The 20,686-nt window shown below is 64.8% G+C and carries 18 protein-coding genes; 15 read left to right on the top strand and 3 right to left on the bottom strand.

Annotated features, from left to right (window positions below; all coding sequences use genetic code 11):
• The first annotated feature begins 39 nt into the window (after positions 1 to 39).
• The 14 genes from PQQ53_RS01195 to PQQ53_RS01260 all read left to right on the top strand — a co-directional run bounded on the left by PQQ53_RS01195 (position 40) and on the right by PQQ53_RS01260 (position 15,822).
• A complete protein-coding gene (locus PQQ53_RS01195; protein WP_408140391.1) occupies positions 40 to 1,011 on the top strand; it encodes an ABC transporter permease in 972 nt (323 codons plus the stop codon).
• Between the two features lie 38 nt (positions 1,012 to 1,049).
• A complete protein-coding gene (locus PQQ53_RS01200; protein ID WP_408156536.1) occupies positions 1,050 to 2,009 on the top strand; it encodes an ABC transporter permease in 960 nt (319 codons plus the stop codon).
• A 283-nt stretch (positions 2,010 to 2,292) separates the two neighbouring features.
• The gene (locus PQQ53_RS01205; RefSeq protein WP_408139651.1) at positions 2,293 to 2,562 is read left to right on the top strand and encodes a hypothetical protein; all 270 of its coding nucleotides are present in this window, start codon (positions 2,293 to 2,295) and stop codon (positions 2,560 to 2,562) included.
• 110 nt (positions 2,563 to 2,672) lie between these two features.
• Positions 2,673 to 3,443 carry a ferredoxin--NADP reductase gene (locus tag PQQ53_RS01210; RefSeq protein ID WP_408156534.1) on the top strand — a complete coding sequence of 257 codons (771 nt, stop codon included), beginning with the start codon at positions 2,673 to 2,675 and terminating at the stop codon, positions 3,441 to 3,443.
• 443 nt (positions 3,444 to 3,886) lie between these two features.
• Positions 3,887 to 4,750: a sensor histidine kinase gene (locus PQQ53_RS01215; RefSeq protein ID WP_408156532.1), complete on the top strand. Its 864-nt coding sequence runs from the start codon at positions 3,887 to 3,889 to the stop codon at positions 4,748 to 4,750.
• 10 nt (positions 4,751 to 4,760) lie between these two features.
• Entirely contained in the window at positions 4,761 to 5,417 is a 657-nt protein-coding gene (rqpR, locus tag PQQ53_RS01220) for a response regulator transcription factor RqpR (protein WP_408139657.1), read from the top strand.
• 295 nt (positions 5,418 to 5,712) lie between these two features.
• Positions 5,713 to 7,104: a branched-chain amino acid transporter BcaP gene (gene bcaP / locus PQQ53_RS01225; RefSeq protein ID WP_408156530.1), complete on the top strand. Its 1,392-nt coding sequence runs from the start codon at positions 5,713 to 5,715 to the stop codon at positions 7,102 to 7,104.
• Between the two features lie 1,009 nt (positions 7,105 to 8,113).
• Positions 8,114 to 8,644 (top strand): (2Fe-2S)-binding protein, encoded by a 531-nt coding sequence (locus tag PQQ53_RS01230; RefSeq protein WP_408139661.1) that lies wholly within the window; start codon positions 8,114 to 8,116, stop codon positions 8,642 to 8,644.
• 10 nt (positions 8,645 to 8,654) lie between these two features.
• The gene (locus tag PQQ53_RS01235; protein WP_408139663.1) at positions 8,655 to 11,033 is read left to right on the top strand and encodes a xanthine dehydrogenase family protein molybdopterin-binding subunit; all 2,379 of its coding nucleotides are present in this window, start codon (positions 8,655 to 8,657) and stop codon (positions 11,031 to 11,033) included.
• A gap of 22 nt (positions 11,034 to 11,055) precedes the next feature.
• Entirely contained in the window at positions 11,056 to 11,853 is a 798-nt protein-coding gene (locus PQQ53_RS01240; RefSeq protein ID WP_408139665.1) for an FAD binding domain-containing protein, read from the top strand.
• Between the two features lie 156 nt (positions 11,854 to 12,009).
• Positions 12,010 to 12,897, top strand: coding sequence for an AAA family ATPase (locus tag PQQ53_RS01245; RefSeq protein WP_408139666.1), 888 nt, complete (start codon positions 12,010 to 12,012; stop codon positions 12,895 to 12,897).
• A gap of 5 nt (positions 12,898 to 12,902) precedes the next feature.
• Positions 12,903 to 14,237, top strand: a complete 1,335-nt coding sequence (locus PQQ53_RS01250; protein WP_408323120.1) for a vWA domain-containing protein — start codon at positions 12,903 to 12,905, stop codon at positions 14,235 to 14,237.
• Entirely contained in the window at positions 14,228 to 14,827 is a 600-nt protein-coding gene (locus PQQ53_RS01255; RefSeq protein ID WP_408155904.1) for an SRPBCC family protein, read from the top strand. Before PQQ53_RS01250 ends, PQQ53_RS01255 begins: the two co-directional genes overlap by 10 nt.
• Positions 14,800 to 15,822 carry an XdhC family protein gene (locus tag PQQ53_RS01260; protein ID WP_408139670.1) on the top strand — a complete coding sequence of 341 codons (1,023 nt, stop codon included), beginning with the start codon at positions 14,800 to 14,802 and terminating at the stop codon, positions 15,820 to 15,822. Before PQQ53_RS01255 ends, PQQ53_RS01260 begins: the two co-directional genes overlap by 28 nt.
• 132 nt (positions 15,823 to 15,954) lie before the next feature.
• Here the strand turns inward: PQQ53_RS01260 and PQQ53_RS01265 are convergent, their stop codons facing one another.
• Positions 15,955 to 16,695, bottom strand: coding sequence for a PepSY-associated TM helix domain-containing protein (locus PQQ53_RS01265; RefSeq protein ID WP_408139672.1), 741 nt, complete (start codon positions 16,693 to 16,695; stop codon positions 15,955 to 15,957).
• Between the two features lie 342 nt (positions 16,696 to 17,037).
• Here PQQ53_RS01265 and PQQ53_RS01270 point away from each other — a divergent pair, with 342 nt between their 5' ends.
• The gene (locus tag PQQ53_RS01270) at positions 17,038 to 18,939 is read left to right on the top strand and encodes a DUF3857 domain-containing transglutaminase family protein (RefSeq protein ID WP_408323121.1); all 1,902 of its coding nucleotides are present in this window, start codon (positions 17,038 to 17,040) and stop codon (positions 18,937 to 18,939) included.
• A gap of 181 nt (positions 18,940 to 19,120) precedes the next feature.
• On the opposite strand, the gene PQQ53_RS01275 is transcribed toward PQQ53_RS01270, so the two are convergent.
• On the bottom strand, positions 19,121 to 20,149 hold the full coding sequence (locus tag PQQ53_RS01275) for a serine/threonine protein kinase (protein ID WP_408155910.1): 1,029 nt from the start codon (positions 20,147 to 20,149) through the stop codon (positions 19,121 to 19,123).
• Positions 20,150 to 20,252: 103 nt separating this feature from the next.
• The gene (locus PQQ53_RS01280) at positions 20,253 to 20,465 is read right to left on the bottom strand and encodes a hypothetical protein (RefSeq protein ID WP_042327325.1); all 213 of its coding nucleotides are present in this window, start codon (positions 20,463 to 20,465) and stop codon (positions 20,253 to 20,255) included.
• Positions 20,466 to 20,686: the final 221 nt, after the last annotated feature.

Consider the following 20,686-nt stretch of genomic DNA (forward strand, 5'->3'; position numbering starts at 1 on the left):
CAAACGGAACCGCCGCGACAGGGCGAAGCCACCTCGGCCATGAGCGCCGCGCCCCGCGCCAAACCGGCGAGCACGGTGCAGAAATGGCGACACCTGGCGATGCAGCGCGAAGTCATCGTGCTGCTCGCGATGGTGCTGTTCAATCTGATCTTCACGCCGCACTTCTGGTCGCTGCAAACCTTCAACGTGAACATGACCCAGGTGGTGACGATCGTGATCGTCGGCATCGGCATGACGCTGGTGGTGGCGACGGGGGGCATCGATCTGTCGGTGGGCGCGTCGATGGCGATCTCCGGCGCGCTCGCGCCGATGCTGTTCCTCAACATAGCCGGGCCCGGCGGCATTGCGCTCGCGTTCGTGCTGCCGGTGCTCGCCGCTGCATTGTGCGGCGTGTTCAACGGCTTGCTGGTGACGAGGCTATCCGTGCAGCCGATTGTCGCGACGCTGGTGTTGTTCATCGCCGGACGCGGTATCGCGCAGGTCGTCACCGACGGCAGTCTGCAGGCGTTCAACACTCCTGCTTTCCAGTGGATCGCGCTAGGCAAGGTCGCGGGCGTGCCGTTCCAGGTGCTGCTGATGCTGGCGCTGGTCGCGGTGTTCGTGTGGGTCGTGCGCAAGACGCTGTTCGGGCAGTACCTGCTGATCACCGGCGGCAACGAAAAGGCCGCGTACCTGTGCGGCGTGCCCACCGCCAGCGTCAAGCTGATCGCCTACACGTTGTGCGCGGCGCTCGCGGGTCTCGCCGGGCTGATCTCGATCTCGGTGAATTCATCTTCCGATGCGAACGTGGTCGGGCTCGGTGTGGAGCTCGACGCGATCGCCGCGGTCGCGGTTGGCGGCACCGCGCTGACGGGCGGCAAAGCGTACATCGGCGGCACGCTGATCGGCGCGCTGATCATCCAGTTGCTGCGCTATACGCTGCTCGCGCATGGCATTCCCGACGCGGCGGCGCTGGTGGTCAAGGCCGGCATCATCGTCGCGGCCGTTTATGTGCAACGGCGCTCGCGCTAACGCCTGACGCGGCTTACGGACACTCCCGGACTCATGCGATGAAAAAGAATCTTCCTATCCTGCTCGCGCTGGCGGCCCTCGTCGTCTTCGGCCTCGTGCGCTACGAGCATTTCGGCTCGGCTTACAACATCACGTCGTTCTGGCGCTACAACTCGATGTTCGCGCTGATCTCGATCGGCATGGCCTTCGTGATCATTACCGGCGGTATCGACCTGTCGGTGGGCACGGTGGCGGCGCTCTCGAGCGTCGTCGCCGCGCTGACCAGCGTGTACGGCGGCTGGGTCGCGGTGCTGGCGGGCTGCGCGGCGGGGCTCGCGGTCGGCGTGCTGAACGGACTGATCATCACGCGGCTGAAAATACTGCCCTTCATCGTGACGCTCGCGACAAGCCTCGGCGCGCACGGCGTCGCGCTGCTGCTCGGCAGGAACGATGCGGTGTCGATTGCGTCCGAATCGAGCTTCGGCAACTTCGGGCAAGGCGACCTGTTCGGCTTGCCGATTCCGGGGATCGTCGCGGCGGTCGCGGCCGTGGCTGGCTGGCTCGCGCTGCGCAGCACGCGCTTCGGGCGGCATTCGCTCGCGATCGGCGGCAGCGAGGAAGCCGCGCGGCTGATGGGGCTGAACGTCGACCGCACCCTGGTGATGGCCTATGCGGTGAGCGGGCTGCTCGCCGGCATGGCGGGCGTGATCCTCGCCGCGCAGTTCGGCGCGGGACAGCCGAACGAAGGCGTCGGCTGGGAGCTGTTCGCGATTTCGGCGGTGGTGCTCGGCGGCACGCTGCTCACCGGCGGCGAAGGCTCGGTGGCGATGACGATTGCAGGCGTGCTGCTGCTCGGTCTCGTCTTCAACCTGCTGAACTTTGAAAACGGACTGGGTTTCATCAGCTTGTCGGCTTACTGGCAGTCGGTGATTCGTGGTGTGTTCCTGTTGCTGGTGATCGTCTTGCAAGCGCGAGTGCTCAAACAGCGCGGGAAAAAGCGGGTGGCGGCGCCGGCGTAGGCCTTTGGGCGAGCTGGCAACGTTGAGGCGAGGCTGTGGGCGGTTTCGGGCCATTCGACCCGACCGTTCACCTTGATCGGCGTCATCGCATTGGGAGGCGAGCTAATCCTCACCTGAACTGCGTTTAAGTCAGATATGGACGCGCCGAACCCACACCTGTGTACCAAAAAGACACGCGCTGGATGATGCCAGATGGAAAGTCTCCGCGCTCGCGCCCCGCCATCCACCTGCCACCTGATTTCCCCTCCCCGCGCGCCATTTGCCAGTTTTCTCAGCAGGGTCAATGCTGCAGCGCACGCCGCGTTTCGGTATGATCCTGACCATGTTGCCCGCGCGGCGCGCCTATCCGGCGCATGCCGGACAGCCGATGGCAGCCGCCCAGCGCGACTTTTCGCCCATCGCCGTACCCTTGCAGAAGCGCGGCCGCATTCACGCCAGCGTCATTTGCAGCGCCCGATTGTTTCGACAGCCGGCGCCGCCGCTTCCAGGTTCGGCAACCCGCATCACCACGCTCAACCGCCGCGCCGCCGCCCTTCGGCTGCGGGCGCGGTAAAATAGCGGATTGCGCGTGACTCCCGTCCACGGGTGAGCGCAGCATCGCCCTTGCCGTGCCGGCCGGCTCAAACGACTGGCCGCCTTTGTTTTCGCACTATCCAAGAAGCCATGAGCAACCTGAATTCACAAACCGTCCTGAGCGTCCATCACTGGACCGATACGCTTTTCAGCTTCACCTGCACGCGCGACCCGGGTTTCCGTTTCGAAAACGGCCAATTCACGATGGTGGGCCTCGAAGTCGACGGCAAGCCGCTGATCCGCGCCTATAGTCTCGCGAGTGCGAACTACGAAGAACATCTCGAATTCCTGAGCATCAAGGTGCAGGACGGCCCGCTCACGTCGCGTTTGCAGCATCTGAAAGTCGGCGACGAAGTGCTGATCGGCAAGAAGCCGGTCGGCACGCTGATGGCCGACAACCTGCTGCCGGGCAAGACGCTGTGGCTGCTGTCCACCGGCACAGGCCTCGCCCCGTTCATGTCGATCATCAAGGATCCGGACATCTACGACCGTTACGAGCGCGTCGTGCTCACGCACACCTGCCGTTTCGTCGACGAGCTGGCGTACAAGGAATACATCACCGACCACCTGCCGGCTCACGAGCATCTGGGCGAGCTGGTGCAGGAAAAGCTGCTGTACTACCCGACGGTCACGCGCGAAGCGTTCCAGAATCGCGGCCGCATCACCGAGCTGATCGAAACCGAAAAGCTGTTCGCCGACCTCGGCGTGCCGGGCTTCTCGCTCGAAAACGACCGCATCATGCTGTGCGGCAGCCCGCACATGCTGCGCGACACGCGCAAGCTGCTGGACGACCTGGGCTTCCAGGAAGGCAGCAACAATGCGCCGGGTCACTACGTGGTCGAAAAGGCCTTCGTGGGCTAAGCCCCACACTGCTTTTCGCGGCTCGCGCCGCAGATCCAACAGAAAGGAGCCTTCGGGCTCCTTTTTTGTTGCCAGTTACAAATTCGCGCCGTACATTTGACATTTAGCGTCGGTATTCTTCCTACATATACGCGCCTGATCAACGCCTGCGCAACATCAAGCATTGCATGAGATATAAGCGCTAACCCTTGGCACGACTGCATTTTTTCTTTTTTTGAGATATCATCGCGCCGCACGATCAGTCGATTCGACAGACTTTTCGTGGTTCGATCTAGATGTTACTGAATGTAAATTTCGTTACGTTGCACCATAGCGTTTTGCCCGTCGCGTGCTACGCGTAACGGCCACACCTGGAGGCTCGAGACTCGCATGCGTTCTTTCGTCTTCGCGGCGCCGATGCGCACCCACTTCGCTGTCCACACGGCTTCCTGAGCAGGAAACTCATGGATACGTCGACTGTCGTCCCGTTCAACGCCCAGCTTTCCCCGTCAGCCGCCCGTGACGGATTCGACGCGCCGTCCACGGCCGTCGAGCGCGAACTTGCGCAACTGCGTGCGCGGGTGCGCGAACTGTCGGCGGAACTGGTTCAGGCGCACGAAACCGCCTGCCATCATGTGGCGCGCGAACTGCACGACGGCGTGGGCGCCGAATTGACCGCGGCGCGCTTTGCGCTGGCCGGCGTCGAAACCTGGCTGCCCGCCGACGCGCCACCGCAATGCGGCGCCGCGCTCGCCGTCGCCAACCGTTCGCTCGACGCGGTGTGCGCCGCGAGCCGCCAGGCCGTCGCGGAGTTGCACGCGCCGTCGCTGGAAGCCGGCATCGTCGGCGCGCTCGCGCATTGGACCAGCGACTTCGCCAGCCGCACGCAGTTGCGCACGAGCTTCGTCTGCGCCGCCGACGCGCGTCTTACGCGCCTGCCGGCCGACGCAGCGCTGGCCGTGTTCCGCGTCGCCCAGGAAGCGCTGAACAACATCGTCAAGCACGCCCGCGCCGAATCCGCCGACGTGCGCATCGAGACCAGCCGTCGTCACCTCACGCTGCTCATCAGCGATGATGGGATCGGGCTCGCGCGCAATGCCCGCCAACGCCGTGGCCATGCCGGTCAAAGCGGTCATTTCGGCCTGAGCGGCATGCAGGCGCGCTGCGCCGCGTTCGACGGCACGCTGCGCGTCAGCGCCCGGCGCAGCGGCCCGCACCGCGCCGCCGACGCCAACGCGCCGCGCGGCACGCGCGTGCAGGCGCGCTTTGCATGGGACGCGATGCTCACCCCCGCGCCCCGCGCCGAACAGCGCGCGCTGCAATCGTGAGCGCGCCGTCATGAGCCTGCGCATTCTGATCGCCGAAGACCACGCCGTGGTTCGCCAGGGCGTTCGCCAATTGCTGCTCGACCGCGGCGTGGCGCGCGAAGTCATCGAGGCGCAAAGCGGCGCCGAAACCCTCACCGCCGTCGGCCTGCAGAGCTACGACGTCGTGCTGCTCGACATTTCCCTGCCCGACATGAACGGCGTCGAAGTGCTCAAGCGCCTCAAGCGCAAGGCGCCGCGCGTGGCCGTGCTGATGTTCTCGATGTACCGCGAGGACCAGTACGCGGTGCGCGCGCTGAAGGCGGGGGCCGCCGGCTATCTGTCGAAGACGGTCGACGCCGCGCAGATGATCGCCGCGATCCAGCAGGTCGCGGCCGGCCGCAAATACGTGAGCCCGGCGATGGCCGAAGCGCTGGCCGACTACGTGTCGTTCGACGGCGAACAGCTGCCGCACGAAAAGCTCTCCGATCGCGAATATCAGACGCTCTGCATGCTCGCGTCGGGCAAACGGCTGACGGATATCGCGGCGGCGCTGTCGCTGTCGGTGAAGACGGTCAGCGTGTACCGCACGCGGCTGCTCGAGAAAATGAAGCTGCGCAATAACGCCGAGCTCACGTTCTATGTGATGAGCAACCGGCTCGTCGATCTCAACCCGGCGATGGCCGGCTGAGGCCGCCTGCGCTGCCGCATCTCCATGTCTGCTGAATAGCGGGCCACCGCCCCGGCGCGTTTGCAAGAGAGAGATTCCCTCCCTATTTTTCCCGCATCGAGCGAAAGCTTTGCTGCCGGTATGCCTCCTGCGCATGAACGCCACGCGCGAAGCCCCTCGGGCCAGGAGTTTCCGCCCGCCGCACCGGCGCTCCGCTGTATGTCCCAAAACAGTGCAGCAACGCGCATCCGCTAAAATCGTGGGTTTCCCCGACATTCGGCGCGCAACACGCGTGCACTACTGGAGACCCACGCCAATGTCCCTGTTTCGTAAAAAAAGCGTCGAGCACATGATCGCGGCAAGCGCTCGGAACGCCGGCCTGAAAAAAGAGCTCGGCGCGCTCGATCTGACTTTCCTCGGTGTCGGCGCCATTATCGGCACCGGCATTTTCGTGCTGACCGGCACGGGCGCCGTCCAGGCCGGCCCGGCGCTGATGATCTCGTTCCTGATCGCGGCGCTCGCGTGCGGCTTCGCCGCGCTCGCCTATGCCGAATTTGCGTCGACCATTCCGGTCGCGGGTTCCATCTATACGTATTCGTACGCGACGCTCGGCGAGCTGGCCGCGTGGATTATCGGCTGGGATCTGATGCTCGAATATGGGCTGGCCACGTCTGCCGTATCGGTGGGCTGGTCGGGCTATCTGCAATCGTTGCTGTCGGGCTTCGGTGTGTCGTTGCCGGTTGCACTGACGGCGGCGCCAGGCGCATTGCCCGGCCACGAGACCCTCTTCAACCTGCCCGCGTTCCTCGTGATGATGGTGATCACCGCGCTGCTGTCGATCGGCATTCGCGAATCCGCGCGGATCAACAACATCATGGTCGCGATCAAGGTGACCGTGGTGCTGCTGGTGATCGGCGTGGGCGTCTTCCACGTGACGCCGGGCAACTGGCATCCGTTCATGCCGAACGGCTGGAGCGGCGTATTCGGTGCGGCCGCGGTCATGTTCTTCGCGTTCATCGGCTTCGATTCGGTGTCGAACGCGGCGGAAGAGGTGAAGAATCCCAAGCGCGATCTGCCGGTAGGCATCATCGCGTCGCTGGGCGTGTGCGCGGTGTTGTACGTGGCGGTGGCGGCGGTGGTCACGGGCATCGTGCCGTCGGCGAAGTTCGCGAATATTTCGCACCCGGTGTCGTACGCGTTGCAGGAAGCGGGGCAGACGTGGGTGGCGGGATTTATCGACCTCGGTGCCGTGCTCGGCATGCTGACGGTGATTCTGGTGATGGCTTATGGTCAGACGCGGATCATCTTCGCGATGTCGCGTGACGGTTTGTTGCCGGCGCGCCTCTCGCGGCTGCATCCGCGGTTTGCGACGCCGTTTTTCACGACGTGGCTCGTGGGGATTTTCTTTGGCTTGATTGGCGCGCTGGTGCCGTTGAATGTGCTCGCCGAGCTGATCAATATCGGCACGTTGGCCGCGTTTTCCATGGTGTCGATTGCGGTGCTGGTTTTGCGGAAGACGCATCCTGAGTTGCCGCGGGCGTTTCGTTGCCCAGGTGTCCCAGTTGTGCCGATTCTGGCTGTGGCCTCGTGTCTGTTTCTCATGCTCAATCTTCAGGGTGTGACCTGGGCTGCTTTTGGTATCTGGCTTTTGATCGGTATGGTCGTTTATTTTGGGTATTCGCGGCGGAATTCGAAACTCGCGAAGTGAGTTTTCTTTTTGCCTGTGCGGCGCTTGGGGTGTGCTTTTTGGGTGGTGGCCTTTCCTTGATGTCACGGTGGTCTATTAGCGTTGCCCCTGTGCGGGGCGGCACCTACTTTCTTTGTCCCCCAAGGGGACTTCCTTCGGGGCGCAGCCGCAAAGAAAGTAGGCAAAGAAAGCGGCTTCACACCGCTAATTCTTAAGCGGCCCCCCTGGATTGGAGGGGGCTGTGGTGCATCTGGAATCCGTGTCCCCGCACACTCCGCGTGAGTGACACAGCAGTCATTCTTCCGGCGACGCTGCGCGCGCCGATGCGGTCATTCATAAAACCACCGGCTCATTTTCCCGGCGTGCGCCCCTCCCGAAGCCTTGAAGGCGGCCCCTCTCTGGCAGTTGGCTGCCATTCGCTTTTCTCGTCCGGCCGCCCCCTTTCCAACACGCCTCGTTTGTGCCACCCCGCAAAGGCGAAGCCGATAGCCCCACCGCACACGCACGAAGCCGCTGGTTTCCCACGCAGGCCCATCCGCAACGCACGCAGTGCGGAGCGGGAACGGATGACGGCTTTGTCACTCACGCGGAGTGTGCGCGGGCACCGATTCCAGATGGTCCACTGCCCCTTCCAAGCCAGGGGAGCCGCTTATGAGCTGGCGGTGTGAAGCCGCTTTCTTTGCCTACTTTCTTTGCGGCTGCGCCCCGAAGGAAGTCCCCTTGGGGGACAAAGAAAGTAGGTGCCGCCCCGCACAGGGGCAACGCCAATAGACCACCGTGACATCAAGGAAAGGCCAACATCCCAGGATGTGACGCACCGCGAAATCAAAGAAAGAAAAAGCCCCCCTCCAGACAAACAAAAAAAACAAACCCGGCTCGCACACTTCCCCTCATAGCGCACGCGCCCGATTTGTGCTTTACTTTTCGGCAGACTCATAAAAAACCGCAGCACCCTTATCGGACCCCACGAACAGGCAGCTGAAGGCAAGAAAACAAAAGGTCCGGTCTCATCCCCATCAGGAGACACTTCATGGCGATCAGCATCAGTCTGACGGTGAACGGCGCGCCCATTAGCGCCTCAATCGACCCCGGCACCCTGCTTGTCCAGTTCCTGCGTGATCAACTCCGCCTCACCGGCACCCACATCGGCTGCGATACCGCCCAGTGCGGCGCCTGCACGGTCCACCTGAACGGCCGCGCGATCAAGTCCTGCAACATCCTCGCGGTGCAAGCGGAAGGCGCGAACGTCACCACCATCGAAGGGCTCGCGCAGAACGGCACCCTGCATCCGATGCAAGCCGCCTTCAAACACTGCCACGGTCTGCAATGCGGCTTCTGCACGCCCGGCATGGTGATGAGCGCGGTGTCGCTCGTCGAGCGTCAGCCCGAACTCACCGGCGACGACGTGCGCGCGCAGCTCGACGGCAATCTGTGCCGCTGTACGGGTTATCACAACATCGTCAAGGCAGTGCTGGAAGGCGCCGAGGGCATGAAGTCCTCCGGCACGGCCAGCGCCCATGCCGCTCCCTCCGCCACGGCCGCCGCGCCGGTCACCGCCTGAGGAGCCGACGATGAACGCACCCGACACTCACCTCATCGGCGCTTCCGTCGAACGTAAGGAAGACTACCGTTTTCTGACCGGCAACGGCCAGTACACCGACGACATCGTCCTGCCCCAGCAAACCTATGCGATCTTCCTGCGCTCGCCGTATGCGCATGCGAAGCTCAACAGCATCGACACCACGGCGGCCAAACAGTCGCCGGGCGTGATTGCCATCTTCACCGGCGCGGACATGGCCGCGGAGAACGTCGGCGGCCTGCCGTGCGGCTGGTTGATCCACAGCACCGACGGTAAGCCGATGAACGAGCCGCCGCATCCGATCATCGCGCATACGAAAGTACGCCACGTCGGCGATCAGGTCGCGCTCGTGATCGCCGATTCGATCAAGGCCGCGAAAGACGCCGCCGAGCTGATCGAAGTCGACTACGACGTGCTGCCCGCCGTGGTCGACACCGCGCATGCGGCCGATCCGGGCCAGCCCGCGGTTCACGACGAAGTGCCGGACAACGTCTGCTACAACTGGGGCCACGGCGACAAAGCCGCGACCGACGCCGCGTTCGCCAAAGCCGCGCACGTCACCACGCTCGACATCGTCAACAACCGGCTGATTCCGAACGCGATCGAACCGCGTGCGGTCAATGCGAGCTACTCGGTGCAGGACGACAGCTACACGCTGTACGTCGCGAATCAGAATCCGCACGTCGAGCGTCTCCTGATGGCCGCGTTCGTGCTGTCGCTGCCGGAATCGAAACTGCGCGTGATCGCGCCGGACGTCGGCGGCGGCTTCGGCTCGAAGATCTTTCTGTACGCCGAAGATGTCGCGCTGACGTGGGCCTCGAAGAAAATCCGCCGCCCGGTCAAATGGACCGCCGAGCGCTCGGAAGCCTTCGTCTCCGATGCGCACGGCCGCGATCATGTGACGAAAGCCGAACTCGCGATGGACGCGGACGGCAAGTTCCTTGCGATGCGCATCCACACGATCGCCAACATGGGCGCGTATCTGTCCACCTTCGCCTCGAGCGTGCCGACCATCCTGTACGCGACGCTACTCGCCGGCCAGTACGCGACGCCCGCGATCTATGCGGAGGTGAAAGCGGTGTTCACCAACACCGTTCCCGTCGACGCGTATCGTGGCGCGGGCCGCCCCGAAGCGACCTACGTCGTGGAGCGCCTCGTCGAAACCGCCGCGCGCGAGATGAAGCTCGATCCGGCGGAAATCCGCCGCCGCAATTTCATCCGCGAGTTCCCGTATGCGACGCCGGTCGGCCTCACCTACGACACCGGCGACTACGAAACCCTCCTCGCGCGCTCGCTCGAACTCGCGGACGTCAAAGGTTTCGAAGCACGTCGGCAGGAATCCGAAAAGAACGGCAAGCGGCGCGGGCTCGGCTACTCGTGCTACATCGAAGCGTGCGGCCTCGCGCCGTCGAACATCGCGGGCGCATTGGGCGCGCGCGCCGGTCTCTTCGAAGTCGGGCAGATTCGCGTGCATCCCACCGGTTCGGTCACCGTGTTCACCGGTTCGCACAGTCACGGCCAGGGACACGAGACGACCTTCGCGCAAGTGGTCGCCGACCGGCTCGGCATTGCGCTGGAAAGCGTCGAGATCGTCCACGGCGACACGGGCCGGATTCCGTTCGGCATGGGCACGTATGGCTCGCGCTCGATCGCGGTCGGCGGCTCCGCGATCATGAAGGCGCTCGACAAGATCGAAACGAAGGCAAAGAAAATCGCCGCGCATCTGCTCGAAGCCGCAGCCGAAGACATCGAATTCAAGGACGGCGTGTTCCGCGTCGCGGGCACCGACCGCACCAAGGCGTTCGCCGACATCTCGCTCGCCGCGTACGTGCCGCACAACTATCCGCTCGACGTGCTCGAACCGGGTCTCGAGGAAAGCGCGTTCTACGACCCGAGCAACTTCACGTATCCATCGGGCGCGTACATCTGCGAGATCGAAGTCGATCCGGAGACGGGCGTGTGCCGCATCCAGAAGTTCACCGCAGTGGACGACTTCGGCAACGTGATCAATCCGATGATCGTCGAAGGCCAGGTGCATGGCGGGCTCGCACAGGGTATCGGCCAGGCGATGCTGGAGCGCTGCGTGTACGACAACGACAGCGGCCAGCTGCTGTCCGGCTCGTACATGGACTACGCGATGCCGCATGCGTCCGATCTGCCGGACTTCACCGTCGAAACCTCGAAGGGCACGCCGTGCACGCACAATCCGCTCGGCGTCAAAGGCTGCGGCGAGGCGGGCGCGATCGGCTCGCCGCCGGCGGTGATCAACGCGATCATCGACGCGCTCGCGCCGCTCGGCGTGACCGATCTGCAAATGCCGGCGACGCCGCATCGCGTGTGGTCCGCGATTCACACAGCCAAAACCCATTGAGATCCTGAGCGGAGCATTCGACATGTATTCATTCGAGTATCAACGCGCGACGGATCCCAAAGCGGCCGCCGCCCTCCTCACCGCCGACAGCGACGCGAAGTTTCTGGCCGGCGGCCAAAGCCTCTTGCCGACCATGCGGCTGCGTCTCGCGCAGCCGTCGCAACTGGTCGACGTGACGCGGATTCCCGCGCTCAAGTCGATCACCGTCGACGCGGGCAAGGTGACGATCGGCGCAGCGGTTTGTCATGCCGACGTCGCGGATCACGCGGAATTGCGGCGCGTGTCGCCGGGCCTCGCGGATCTCGCCGCGCATATCGGCGACCGGCAGGTGCGCGCGCTCGGCACGATCGGCGGCTCGCTCGCCAACAACGACCCGGCCGCCTGCTATCCGGCGGCGGCGCTCGCGCTGGATGCGACCATCGTCACCGAGCGGCGGCGCATCGCGTCGAGCGACTTCTTCGTCGGCATGTACGAGACCGCGCTCGCGCCCGACGAACTGATCGTCGCCGTCGAGTTTCCGGTGCCCGAGCGTGCGGCCTACGAGAAATTCCGCAATCCCGCGTCGCACTTCGCGCTGGTCGGTGTATTCGTCGCGAAGTTCGCGAGCGGTGTGCGCGTCGCGGTGACGGGCGCGGCGTCTTCAGTATTTCGTGTGCCGGCACTGGAGCGCGCGCTGTCGGCGAACTTCACGCCGGACGCCGCGCGCGGGGTCAGCGTGCTGCCCGACGATCTGAACACCGACATGCACGCGAGCGCCGAGTACCGCGCGCATCTGATTCCGGTGCTGGCCGCGCGCGCGGTGACGAAGGCGAACGCGTAGCGATCCTTGCTATCGGCGGCTGACGTGTAGTGCTGTTTATCTAAGCACGTCAGCCCCGTCCCGTTCGTCAACCACATGACGCGAGGCGCGCCGCCCCGCTTCGCGTTTCACCGGCGTCGCGCTTGACCGCCCGGAGCGCGCAGATTCAGGACCGCCATGCAGCCAGCTTCAATCGACGACACCCTCGCACAACTCGCGGCCCAAAGCTATTTCGCCAGCCGCGAACTGGCGACCGCGTTGTATCTCGCGTTGCGCATGGAGCGGCCGTTGTTCGTCGAAGGCGAGCCGGGTGTCGGCAAAACCGAGCTTGCCAAAGCCGCGGCCGGCATGCTGGGCACCACAATGTTGCGGCTGCAATGCTACGAAGGCCTCGACACGGCCAGCGCGCTCTACGAGTGGGACTATCCGCGGCAGATCATGGCGCTGCGGCTGGCCGAGGCCGCCGGCGAGCACCCTGACAACGACACGCTGTATCGCGGCGAATTCCTGCTGAAGCGGCCGCTGCTGCAAGCACTGATGCCGGACGAACATCATCCCGGCGCGCGGCGCGTGCTGCTGATCGACGAGATCGACCGCGCCGACGAACCGTTCGAAGCCTTTCTGCTCGAACTGCTTTCGGACTTCCAGGTATCGATTCCCGAATACGGCACCGTGCGCGCGGCGCAACCGCCGCTCGTCGTGATGACGTCGAACCGCACGCGCGAAGTGCATGACGCGTTGAAACGCCGCTGCCTGTATCAGTGGATCGGCTATCCCGAGCGCGAGCGCGAACTGGAGATCGTCGCCGCGCGTGCGCCGCAGACGTCGGCGCAGTTGCAGCGGCGCGCGGTCGATTTCGTGCATCGGCTGCGCGGCATGGATCTGTTCAAGGCGCCGGGCATCGCCGAAACGATCGACTGGTGCCGCGCATTGGAAGCACTGTCGGTAACGGAACTGGATCCGCAATCGGTGCAGAACACGTTAGGCGTGCTGCTCAAGTATCAGGACGATCTGGCGCGCGTGGACGCCGCGCACATTGCGCAATGCCTCGCCGCGCCGGGATAGCCAGCATGACGAACCGAAACGACAGCGGCGACAGCGACGCTTCCGACTCAAACCCGCGAGTGGGTTTGCCAGCCGCGCGAATCGTCGGCGCGAGTTCGGGCGTGAGTGCCGCGCCGCGCGACGATACGCCCACGCTCGCCCGCAACGTCGTCCATTTCGTGCGCGTGCTGCGCGGCGCCGGTTTGCCGATGTCGCCTGCGCAAGCCGTCGACGCGCTCGCCGCCTTGCACTGGATCGATCTTGGCCGCCGCGACGACGTGCGCGCCGCCCTTGCCGCGCTGCTGGTCTCCGCGCCCGACGAACGTGACCTGTTCAACGCGGCATTCGATCTGTTCTGGCGCGATCCGGACTGGGAAGGCAAGCTGCGTGCGCTGCTGTTGCCGAAAGTCCGCGACGGTCTGCCGCCGCCCAAACGCAACAACCGTCTCGCCGACGCACTGGCCGTACGCGCGCCGCCGTCACCGCATAGCAGGACACCGCAGGAAACCGAACAGCACGAGTTGCACGCGCATGTCACGTTCAGCGCCGAAGAGCGGCTGCGTCATCGCGATTTCGACACGCTTTCCGCCGACGAGTGGCGCAGCTTGCGGCATCTGATCCGCGGCCAGCGCCTGCCGCTCGCGACCGAGCCGACGCGCCGCCTGAAGGCCGCCTCGCACGGCACCCATGCGGACTTGCGTGCAAGCGCGCGACACGCGGTGCGCGCGGGCGGCGACTGGACGGTGTGGAAATATCGCGCGGTGGTCGAGCGCAAGCCGCCGCTCGTGCTGCTGCTCGACATTTCCGGTTCGATGAGCAGCTACTCGCGCGCCGTGCTGTATTTCTGCCACGCGCTGCTGCAATCGCGCGAACGCCTGCAGGTATTTCTGTTCGGCACGCGCCTGACCAACGCGACGCGCGCGCTGCGCGAGCGCGACCCCGACGTGGCGATCGCGACGCTCGCCGACCAGGTGCTCGACTGGTCGGGCGGCACGCGGATCGGCGCGGCGCTCGCCGAGTTCAACCGCCGCTGGGCGCGGCGCGTGCTGACCGGCAGAGCCACCGTGCTGCTCGTCACCGACGGCCTCGACCATGAAGCGATCGACGTGCTCGACACCGAGATGGCGCGTCTGCGCCGCTTCGCGCACCGCATCGTCTGGCTCAATCCGCTGCTGCGTTTCAGCGGCTTTTCTCCGAAGGCGCGCGGCGTGCAGGCGATCCTGCCGTATGTCGACGCGCATCGCCCGGTTCATAATCTGGACAGTCTGGCTGCGTTCGGCCGCGATCTCGCGCAACTCACGCGCGCGCCTCGCCCAACCCGCTCGGCCACGACAACCGCAGGAGCAACGCCATGGAATTGACCGAAACCCACACACTGCCGGTTGCGCAGCAGCGCACCTGGGACGCGCTGAACGATACGGAGATTCTGCGCGCCTGCATCCCGGGTTGCGAGAGCATCGACCCGGATGGGGAGAACGCGTATCTGGTGACGCTGAGCGCTGCCGTCGGTCCGGTGAAGGCGCGCTTCAAGGGGCGCATGCAGTTGACCGACATCGACGCGCCGAACGCGTACAACATCGTATTCGAAGGCCAGGGCGGGGCAGCGGGCTTCGCGAAAGGCAGCACGCGCGTCACACTGGAAGCCGACGGCGACGCCGCGACGAAGCTCACCTACACGGCGAGCGCGCAGGTCGGCGGCAAGCTCGCGCAGATCGGCTCGCGGCTCATCGACGGCGCGGCGCGTAAAATCGCTGGCGAGTTCTTCAAACGCTTCGGCGCACAGATCTCGGGCGAAGTCGAGGGCGACAGTGCCGCGCCTGCCGACGGCGACGAGGCCGCTGCCGCGCAGACCGGTACGGAATCGAATGACGCGTCGGCCACCGAGTCCGGTGCCGACGCAGACGCAACGAAAAGGAAACGATCATGGACAGCGTGGATCTCGAAGTCCTGAAGTCCAGCGCACGCTGGCTGGAAGAAGGACATCGCGCGCTACTGGTGACGGTGGTGAAGACGTGGGGGTCGTCCCCGCGTCCCGAGGGCGCGATGCTCGCGGTGCGCGACGACGGGCTCGTGGTGGGCTCGGTGTCGGGCGGCTGCATCGAAGACGATCTGATCGACCGGGTGCGGCAAAGGGGTATCGAGCAGACGCATCCGGAGGCGGTGAAGTACGGCATCACGGCCGAGGAAGCGCATCGCTTCGGCCTGCCTTGCGGCGGCACGATCCAGCTCGTGCTCGAACCGTTGACGAAGCAAAGCGGTATCGCCGAACTGTGCCACGCGGTGGAGAACGGCCGGCTCGTCGCGCGCGATGTCGACATGGTGACGGGCGCGGTGCGGCTCGACGACGCGCAGGCGACCGACGGCGTGCATTTCGACGGCGAGCGGCTGTTGACGATCCACGGCCCGCGTTACCGGATGCTGGTGATCGGCGCAGGGCAGTTGTCGCGCTATCTGTGCCACATCGCGGTGGGGCTCGATTATCAGGTGACGGTGTGCGATCCGCGCGAGGAATACACCGAGGAGTGGAACATCCCCGGCACGAAAATCGTGCGGACGATGCCGGACGACACCGTGATCGACATGAAGCTCGACGAACGCTGCGCGGTGATCGCGCTGACACACGACCCGAAGCTCGACGATCTCGCGCTGATGGAGGCGCTGAAAACGCCGGCGTTCTATGTCGGTGCTTTGGGTTCGCGCAGAAATAATCAGGCGCGCCGCGAGCGGCTAAAGGAGTTCGATCTGAACGAGACCGAGTTGGCGCGCTTGCATGGGCCGGTCGGGATTTATATCGGCAGCCGGACGCCGCCTGAGATCGCCGTGTCCATTCTCGCCGAGGTGACGGCGGCAAAGAACGGCGTTTCGTTGCCTACGCTGCTGCAGGTGGAAGGTGCGAAGGCGGCGCGGGAGATTGCTGCTTCCGGTGGCGCGGCGTGTAGCGTTTAGTGGAAGTCTCCGGGAGACGCGCTGCGAGTTGGCGGTTATGACGATGCTGGGAACGCGGCGCGGTTGAGGCTGCGGCCGCAGCACCTGTTGGCGCCGCGGGCAGCGCGTCATGCGCTGCGCACATCGGCGTGCTTACATCAACCCGCACACCACCGCCGCGATCACCGATCCGCCGATCAGCACGACGCCCACCACGCGGCGCTTATTCAGCTCGGTCCAAAGCAGCACACCGGTCAGCGAAAGCAGAATGAGGCTGCCTGCAATCGTGTCGATCAACAGGACCCAGCCGACGCTCAGGCCCACGCCTTTGTGCAGATTGTTCATCGTCGCGAGAAACGAGTTCTGCGTGCGCTTCACCGAGACGAAGCTGTTGCCGACCCAGTACTCGGCCTGCATGCTTTGCGACGGCCCCATGATGCCGATCTGCCAGAACTCCGGCTGCATCGTGCTGCGATCGCCCCACGCCACCGGATGCGCCGGCTCGCGCCGCGAGCGCCCCGGCTTGCCGTCGATATTCAGCTCTTTCTTCAGCCACTTCGCCATCTCCATCGGCGAATGCAGCGGCTTTTGCGGCACGGGAATCTGCATTTCCTCGACCTGCGGCTCGCCCGTGGGCACCTTCAGCGGCCCACCGCGATGGTTCAGCAGGAAACCGGTCACGCCGAACATCAAACCCAGCACCGCGCCCCATAGGCCGACCCAACCATGCACCTTGCGCAGCCACTTGATGAAAGTCGCGCGCCGCGAACGTTGGCGCCGCGCCGCCTGCTCGGCATCGTCCATCAGATGATGGCCGCGCTCCGGCGTATGGACGGTGTACTGGGTGCCGCTCGCGGCAGCGGGTTTTATTTCGATCGAATCAGGCGCGTTCACATCCAGGCTCCAGGCGCAGCGGGTTGCTGCGTCGCCGGCGCGCGACAGATCACGCGCGCTCACCGGCAGCGGTTATCAACATTATTCGGGGAAGGGGCCGGACGGCCCGGCTTGCGGTTTCAGGTCGTCCGGCTGAGAGGCTGGCTGGCAGTCACAGAGGAGGAGAAATGTGACAAATGGCTGGCGATGCCTTTCAATTGAGAATGGCTATCATTACATATTCAGGCGGTTTGCTCAATCCGTGCTCTATTTCCATGTGTGACAGCCGCTTGACATCCACGGCGCGCAAACCGACTCTAAGCGCAGATCCCGTCAACGTTGCCGTTCGGATACCTGCCTGCCATGCGACTCTCTTCCGTGGTCTGCCTTGCCGCCTTCGGCTGGCTTGCCGGCCTTCCTGTCGCGAGCGCGAATACGCCGGCAAGGCTGGACGATCCCTATACCAATGAGGGCGAAACCCAAACTTTCACCGTTAATGCCGACGGCTCCTACGCCAAGCTCAATTCGATGACGCTGCGCGTGAACAACGAAGCCGGCGTCGCGCGGGTCGCCCAGCAATACGTCTGGTTCAACCGCAACATGGCCGACGTGCAGATTCTCGAGGCCTACACGACCACCGCCGATGGCGTGCGTCACGACGTGCAGCCCGAGCAGATCCGCGACGTACAGGAAGCGCGTTCGTTCGACGCGCCGATGTTCCAGGACATCCAGGAAAAGGTGATCGTGTTCCCCGCCGTAGAGCCGGGCGCGCGCGTGCATCTCACGTATCGCAAGACGCAGCAGCAACCGATCGTGCCCAGGGAGTTCAGCGACTTCACGCCGCCCGACCTGGCTCCGACCCACAACTTCCGTCTGATCTACGATCTACCCGCCGACAAACCGCTATACGCCGATGCACGGGGCTTCACCGTACAGCAACCGGTGACGCGCGACGGCCGCACCCGCTACGAATTTCGCTACGACAAGGCGCATTTCGGCCGGCTGGAGCGTGGCTCGATCGCCTACGTGTCGTATGGCGACCGGCTGATGGTCTCGACCTTCCCCGACTACGCCGCGTTCGCCGCCACCTACCGCACATCCGCTGCGGACCCGAGCGCGCGCGAGCCCACCGTCACACGTCTCGCGCAGCAGCTCACCGCGCACGACCACACGCCGCGCGACAAAGCCAAGACGCTATACGACTGGGTGCGCCGCAATGTCCGTTACGTGGCGATCAACGTCGGGCGCGGCGCGGTCGTGCCGCATCGCGCGAGCGCGATCCTCGCGGACCGCTACGGCGACTGCAAGGACCACGTCGCGCTGTACGGCGCACTGCTCGACGCGGTCGGCGTGCGCAACGAACCGGCGCTGATCAGCAGCGGCACGATCTACACGCTGCCGAGCGTGCCCGGCTACGGCGTTATCAATCACGTGATCACGTGGCTGCCGGATCTGCAGCAGTACGCGGATTCGACCGCGTCGAATGTGGAGTTCGGCTTTCTGCCGTCGTCGGATATGAACCGGCCGACCGTGCTGATCGGCCAGGGGGTGCTCGCCCATACGCCGGCCACCGCATTGATGACGCGCAGCACCGATCTGTCCATCAAGGTCGAACCGGACGGCTCGGCGAGCTTCACGTACCGGATGGAAGACACCGGCCCGTTCGCCGAACAGGCGCGCGCGAGGTTGCGCACGCAGTCGCCCGCGCAGCGTGAGGAATCGATCGAAGCCGAATTGCGCAGCGTCAATCTGCGCGGTAATGCCACGCTCACCACCAGCGACCTCACTGTGACCGACGGCCCGCTCACGGTCACGATGAACGGTACGCTGGAAAGCCTGGTGGTGCCGGGCGCGGCGGCATCGATTCGCGCGCTGACGAGTCTGGCCGGCGGCGTCGAAGCGGACACGCGCTACTGGCTCGGCGAACGTCAGCGCACCCAGCCGTTCATCTGCCACAACGTGGCGGTGCATGAACACGCGCGCATCGAATTGCCCGCCAATTTCCGGGTGCTCGACATGCCGGAGGCGAAGCGCACCCAGGACCGCTTCGTCGATTTCCAGTCGCAGTACACGTTCGAACCGCTCAGCAACGTCGTCACGATGACGCGCGACGGTGCCACTCATTTCGCGAGCGAGGTCTGCACGCCCGAGGACTTCGCGCAGATGCGTCCCGCCCTCGAAGCGATAGGGCGCGACGTGCGCGCGGAGGTGATCGTCAGGTCGACGTTGACGGAGCCGTCGAGCGTGGTGTCACAAGCGCCTTGAAACGGCCCCACGCGCACTGCGCGGCCCCTACGTCCGCCAGAATCGCTGCCGAGATGCGCACATCAAACCCACTCGCGCACCATGCCCCGCCACGTGCGGCCAGCGGCCAGCGGCAGCCGCATTCGCGCCTCATGTTTGGACCGTCCGCGAATGACCCGCGCAACAGCATCCGCGCGAGTCTTTAAACCGGCCAGAGCGGCCCTTCCTGCATCGCACCGATCTGCTCGCGCATTTCGAGGATGCGGTCTTCCCAATAGCGCTGCGTGTTGAACCACGGAAACGCCGCCGGAAATGCCGGGTCGTCCCAGCGACGCGCGAGCCACGCCTGGTAGTGAATCAGCCGCAGCGTGCGCAACGCTTCGACCAGATACAGTTCGCGCGGCTCGAACTCGCAGAAGTCTTCGTAGCCGGCGAGCAGATCCGCCAGCGCACGCGAGGCCTCCGCGCGCTCACCCGGCAGCAGCAGCCACAGATCCTGTACCGCTGGACCCATGCGGCTGTCGTCGAAGTCGACGAAATGCGGGCCTGCGTCGGTCCACAGCACATTGCTAGGATGACAGTCGCCGTGCATGCGCAACATGCGGATGTCGCCGGCACGCTCGAACGCGCGTTCGACACCTTCGAGCGCGAGGTTCACCACGGTCTCCCATGCGGTGCGCACGTCGTCGGGCACGAAGCGCTGCGCGAGCAGGAAGTCGCGCGGCTCATAGCCAAACGTGTGAATGTCGAGCGTGGGCCGTTCGGCGTAGTTCTGCGTCTGCCCGACCGCATGAATGCGGCCGATGAAACGACCCAGCCATTCGAGCGTGTCGCGCCGGTCGAGATCCGGCGCGCGGCCGCCGCGGCGCTCGAAGATCGAGAAGCGGAAACCGTCGAAGGTATGGAGCGTGCGGCCGTCCAACGTGCGCGCCGGCACGGCCGGAATCTCGCGCGCGGCGAGATCGGCGACGAACGCATGTTCTTCGAGGATGGCGGCATCGCTCCAGCGCTCGGGGCGATAAAACTTCGCGACCACGGGCGGGCCGTCTTCGACGCCCACCTGGTACACGCGATTTTCGTAGCTGTTGAGCGGCAGCATGCGGCCGTCGGTGCGCACGCCGATCGTGCTGAGCACGCTGTCGAGCGCGTCGAGCACGATTTCCGGCTGGAGCCGGGCGAAAGGCGCGGCGCGCTGCGCGCCGTCCTGGGAGTCGAGGTTGTCGTCGTTCATGCCCGCATTGTGCGCCGGGCCGCCGTCAAAAACGAGAGCGACGGCTCACGATACGGATTACAACTCAGCTACAACGCGCCTACACTTCGACAGCGAAACGCCGTCAATGCATCTGCGCGCTCGACGGGCGGACCTGCTCGCCGGTGTCGATCAGGTCTTCGAGAAAAAAGGGTTCAGTATTCAGATGCGGCGACGCACCGGGCTCGCCCGCATACCACGCCACCATGGCCATGTCGCCAAGAATGCGCATGACGATTCCGCGCGCGCCTTGCGGCACGGCGATATGCACCGACCGGACAATGGAACCGATTTGCATGATGTTTCCCCGTTTCTCCCGTAGCCGGCTTAGTGATTTCATGCCGGTCAAGGTGATGATAAAAGCGCCGCTTCGCCGCTAACGTTGCGTACGCACCCAATCTGCTGCGCGTGATACGCGTGAGAGGTTCGAGTCATTGTTCCCGTTTTACGGGGCTTTGGAAAGCGCGAATTAAAGGCTGTTCACCCGTCGTTTCGCCCTATTCCAATTACACTGCGCGC

Source organism: Paraburkholderia strydomiana (assembly GCF_046030495.1).
Lineage (GTDB): Bacteria > Pseudomonadota > Gammaproteobacteria > Burkholderiales > Burkholderiaceae > Paraburkholderia > Paraburkholderia strydomiana_A.

What these genes read in the sequence shown, in the direction of transcription:
- PQQ53_RS01205 (WP_408139651.1), top strand. Translation starts at nt 2,293, where the DNA reads ATGCTGCAGCGCACGCCGCGTTTCGGTATGATCCTGACCATGTTGCCC.
- PQQ53_RS01270 (WP_408323121.1), top strand. Translation starts at nt 17,038, where the DNA reads ATGCGACTCTCTTCCGTGGTCTGCCTTGCCGCCTTCGGCTGGCTTGCC.
- PQQ53_RS01260 (WP_408139670.1), top strand. Translation starts at nt 14,800, where the DNA reads ATGGACAGCGTGGATCTCGAAGTCCTGAAGTCCAGCGCACGCTGGCTG.
- PQQ53_RS01210 (WP_408156534.1), top strand. Translation starts at nt 2,673, where the DNA reads ATGAGCAACCTGAATTCACAAACCGTCCTGAGCGTCCATCACTGGACC.
- PQQ53_RS01200 (WP_408156536.1), top strand. Translation starts at nt 1,050, where the DNA reads ATGAAAAAGAATCTTCCTATCCTGCTCGCGCTGGCGGCCCTCGTCGTC.
- PQQ53_RS01255 (WP_408155904.1), top strand. Translation starts at nt 14,228, where the DNA reads ATGGAATTGACCGAAACCCACACACTGCCGGTTGCGCAGCAGCGCACC.
- PQQ53_RS01235 (WP_408139663.1), top strand. Translation starts at nt 8,655, where the DNA reads ATGAACGCACCCGACACTCACCTCATCGGCGCTTCCGTCGAACGTAAG.
- bcaP (WP_408156530.1), top strand. Translation starts at nt 5,713, where the DNA reads ATGTCCCTGTTTCGTAAAAAAAGCGTCGAGCACATGATCGCGGCAAGC.
- PQQ53_RS01275 (WP_408155910.1), bottom strand. Translation starts at nt 20,149, where the DNA reads ATGAACGACGACAACCTCGACTCCCAGGACGGCGCGCAGCGCGCCGCG.
- PQQ53_RS01280 (WP_042327325.1), bottom strand. Translation starts at nt 20,465, where the DNA reads ATGCAAATCGGTTCCATTGTCCGGTCGGTGCATATCGCCGTGCCGCAA.
- PQQ53_RS01250 (WP_408323120.1), top strand. Translation starts at nt 12,903, where the DNA reads ATGACGAACCGAAACGACAGCGGCGACAGCGACGCTTCCGACTCAAAC.
- PQQ53_RS01245 (WP_408139666.1), top strand. Translation starts at nt 12,010, where the DNA reads ATGCAGCCAGCTTCAATCGACGACACCCTCGCACAACTCGCGGCCCAA.
- rqpR (WP_408139657.1), top strand. Translation starts at nt 4,761, where the DNA reads ATGAGCCTGCGCATTCTGATCGCCGAAGACCACGCCGTGGTTCGCCAG.
- PQQ53_RS01240 (WP_408139665.1), top strand. Translation starts at nt 11,056, where the DNA reads ATGTATTCATTCGAGTATCAACGCGCGACGGATCCCAAAGCGGCCGCC.
- PQQ53_RS01195 (WP_408140391.1), top strand. Translation starts at nt 40, where the DNA reads ATGAGCGCCGCGCCCCGCGCCAAACCGGCGAGCACGGTGCAGAAATGG.
- PQQ53_RS01230 (WP_408139661.1), top strand. Translation starts at nt 8,114, where the DNA reads ATGGCGATCAGCATCAGTCTGACGGTGAACGGCGCGCCCATTAGCGCC.
- PQQ53_RS01215 (WP_408156532.1), top strand. Translation starts at nt 3,887, where the DNA reads ATGGATACGTCGACTGTCGTCCCGTTCAACGCCCAGCTTTCCCCGTCA.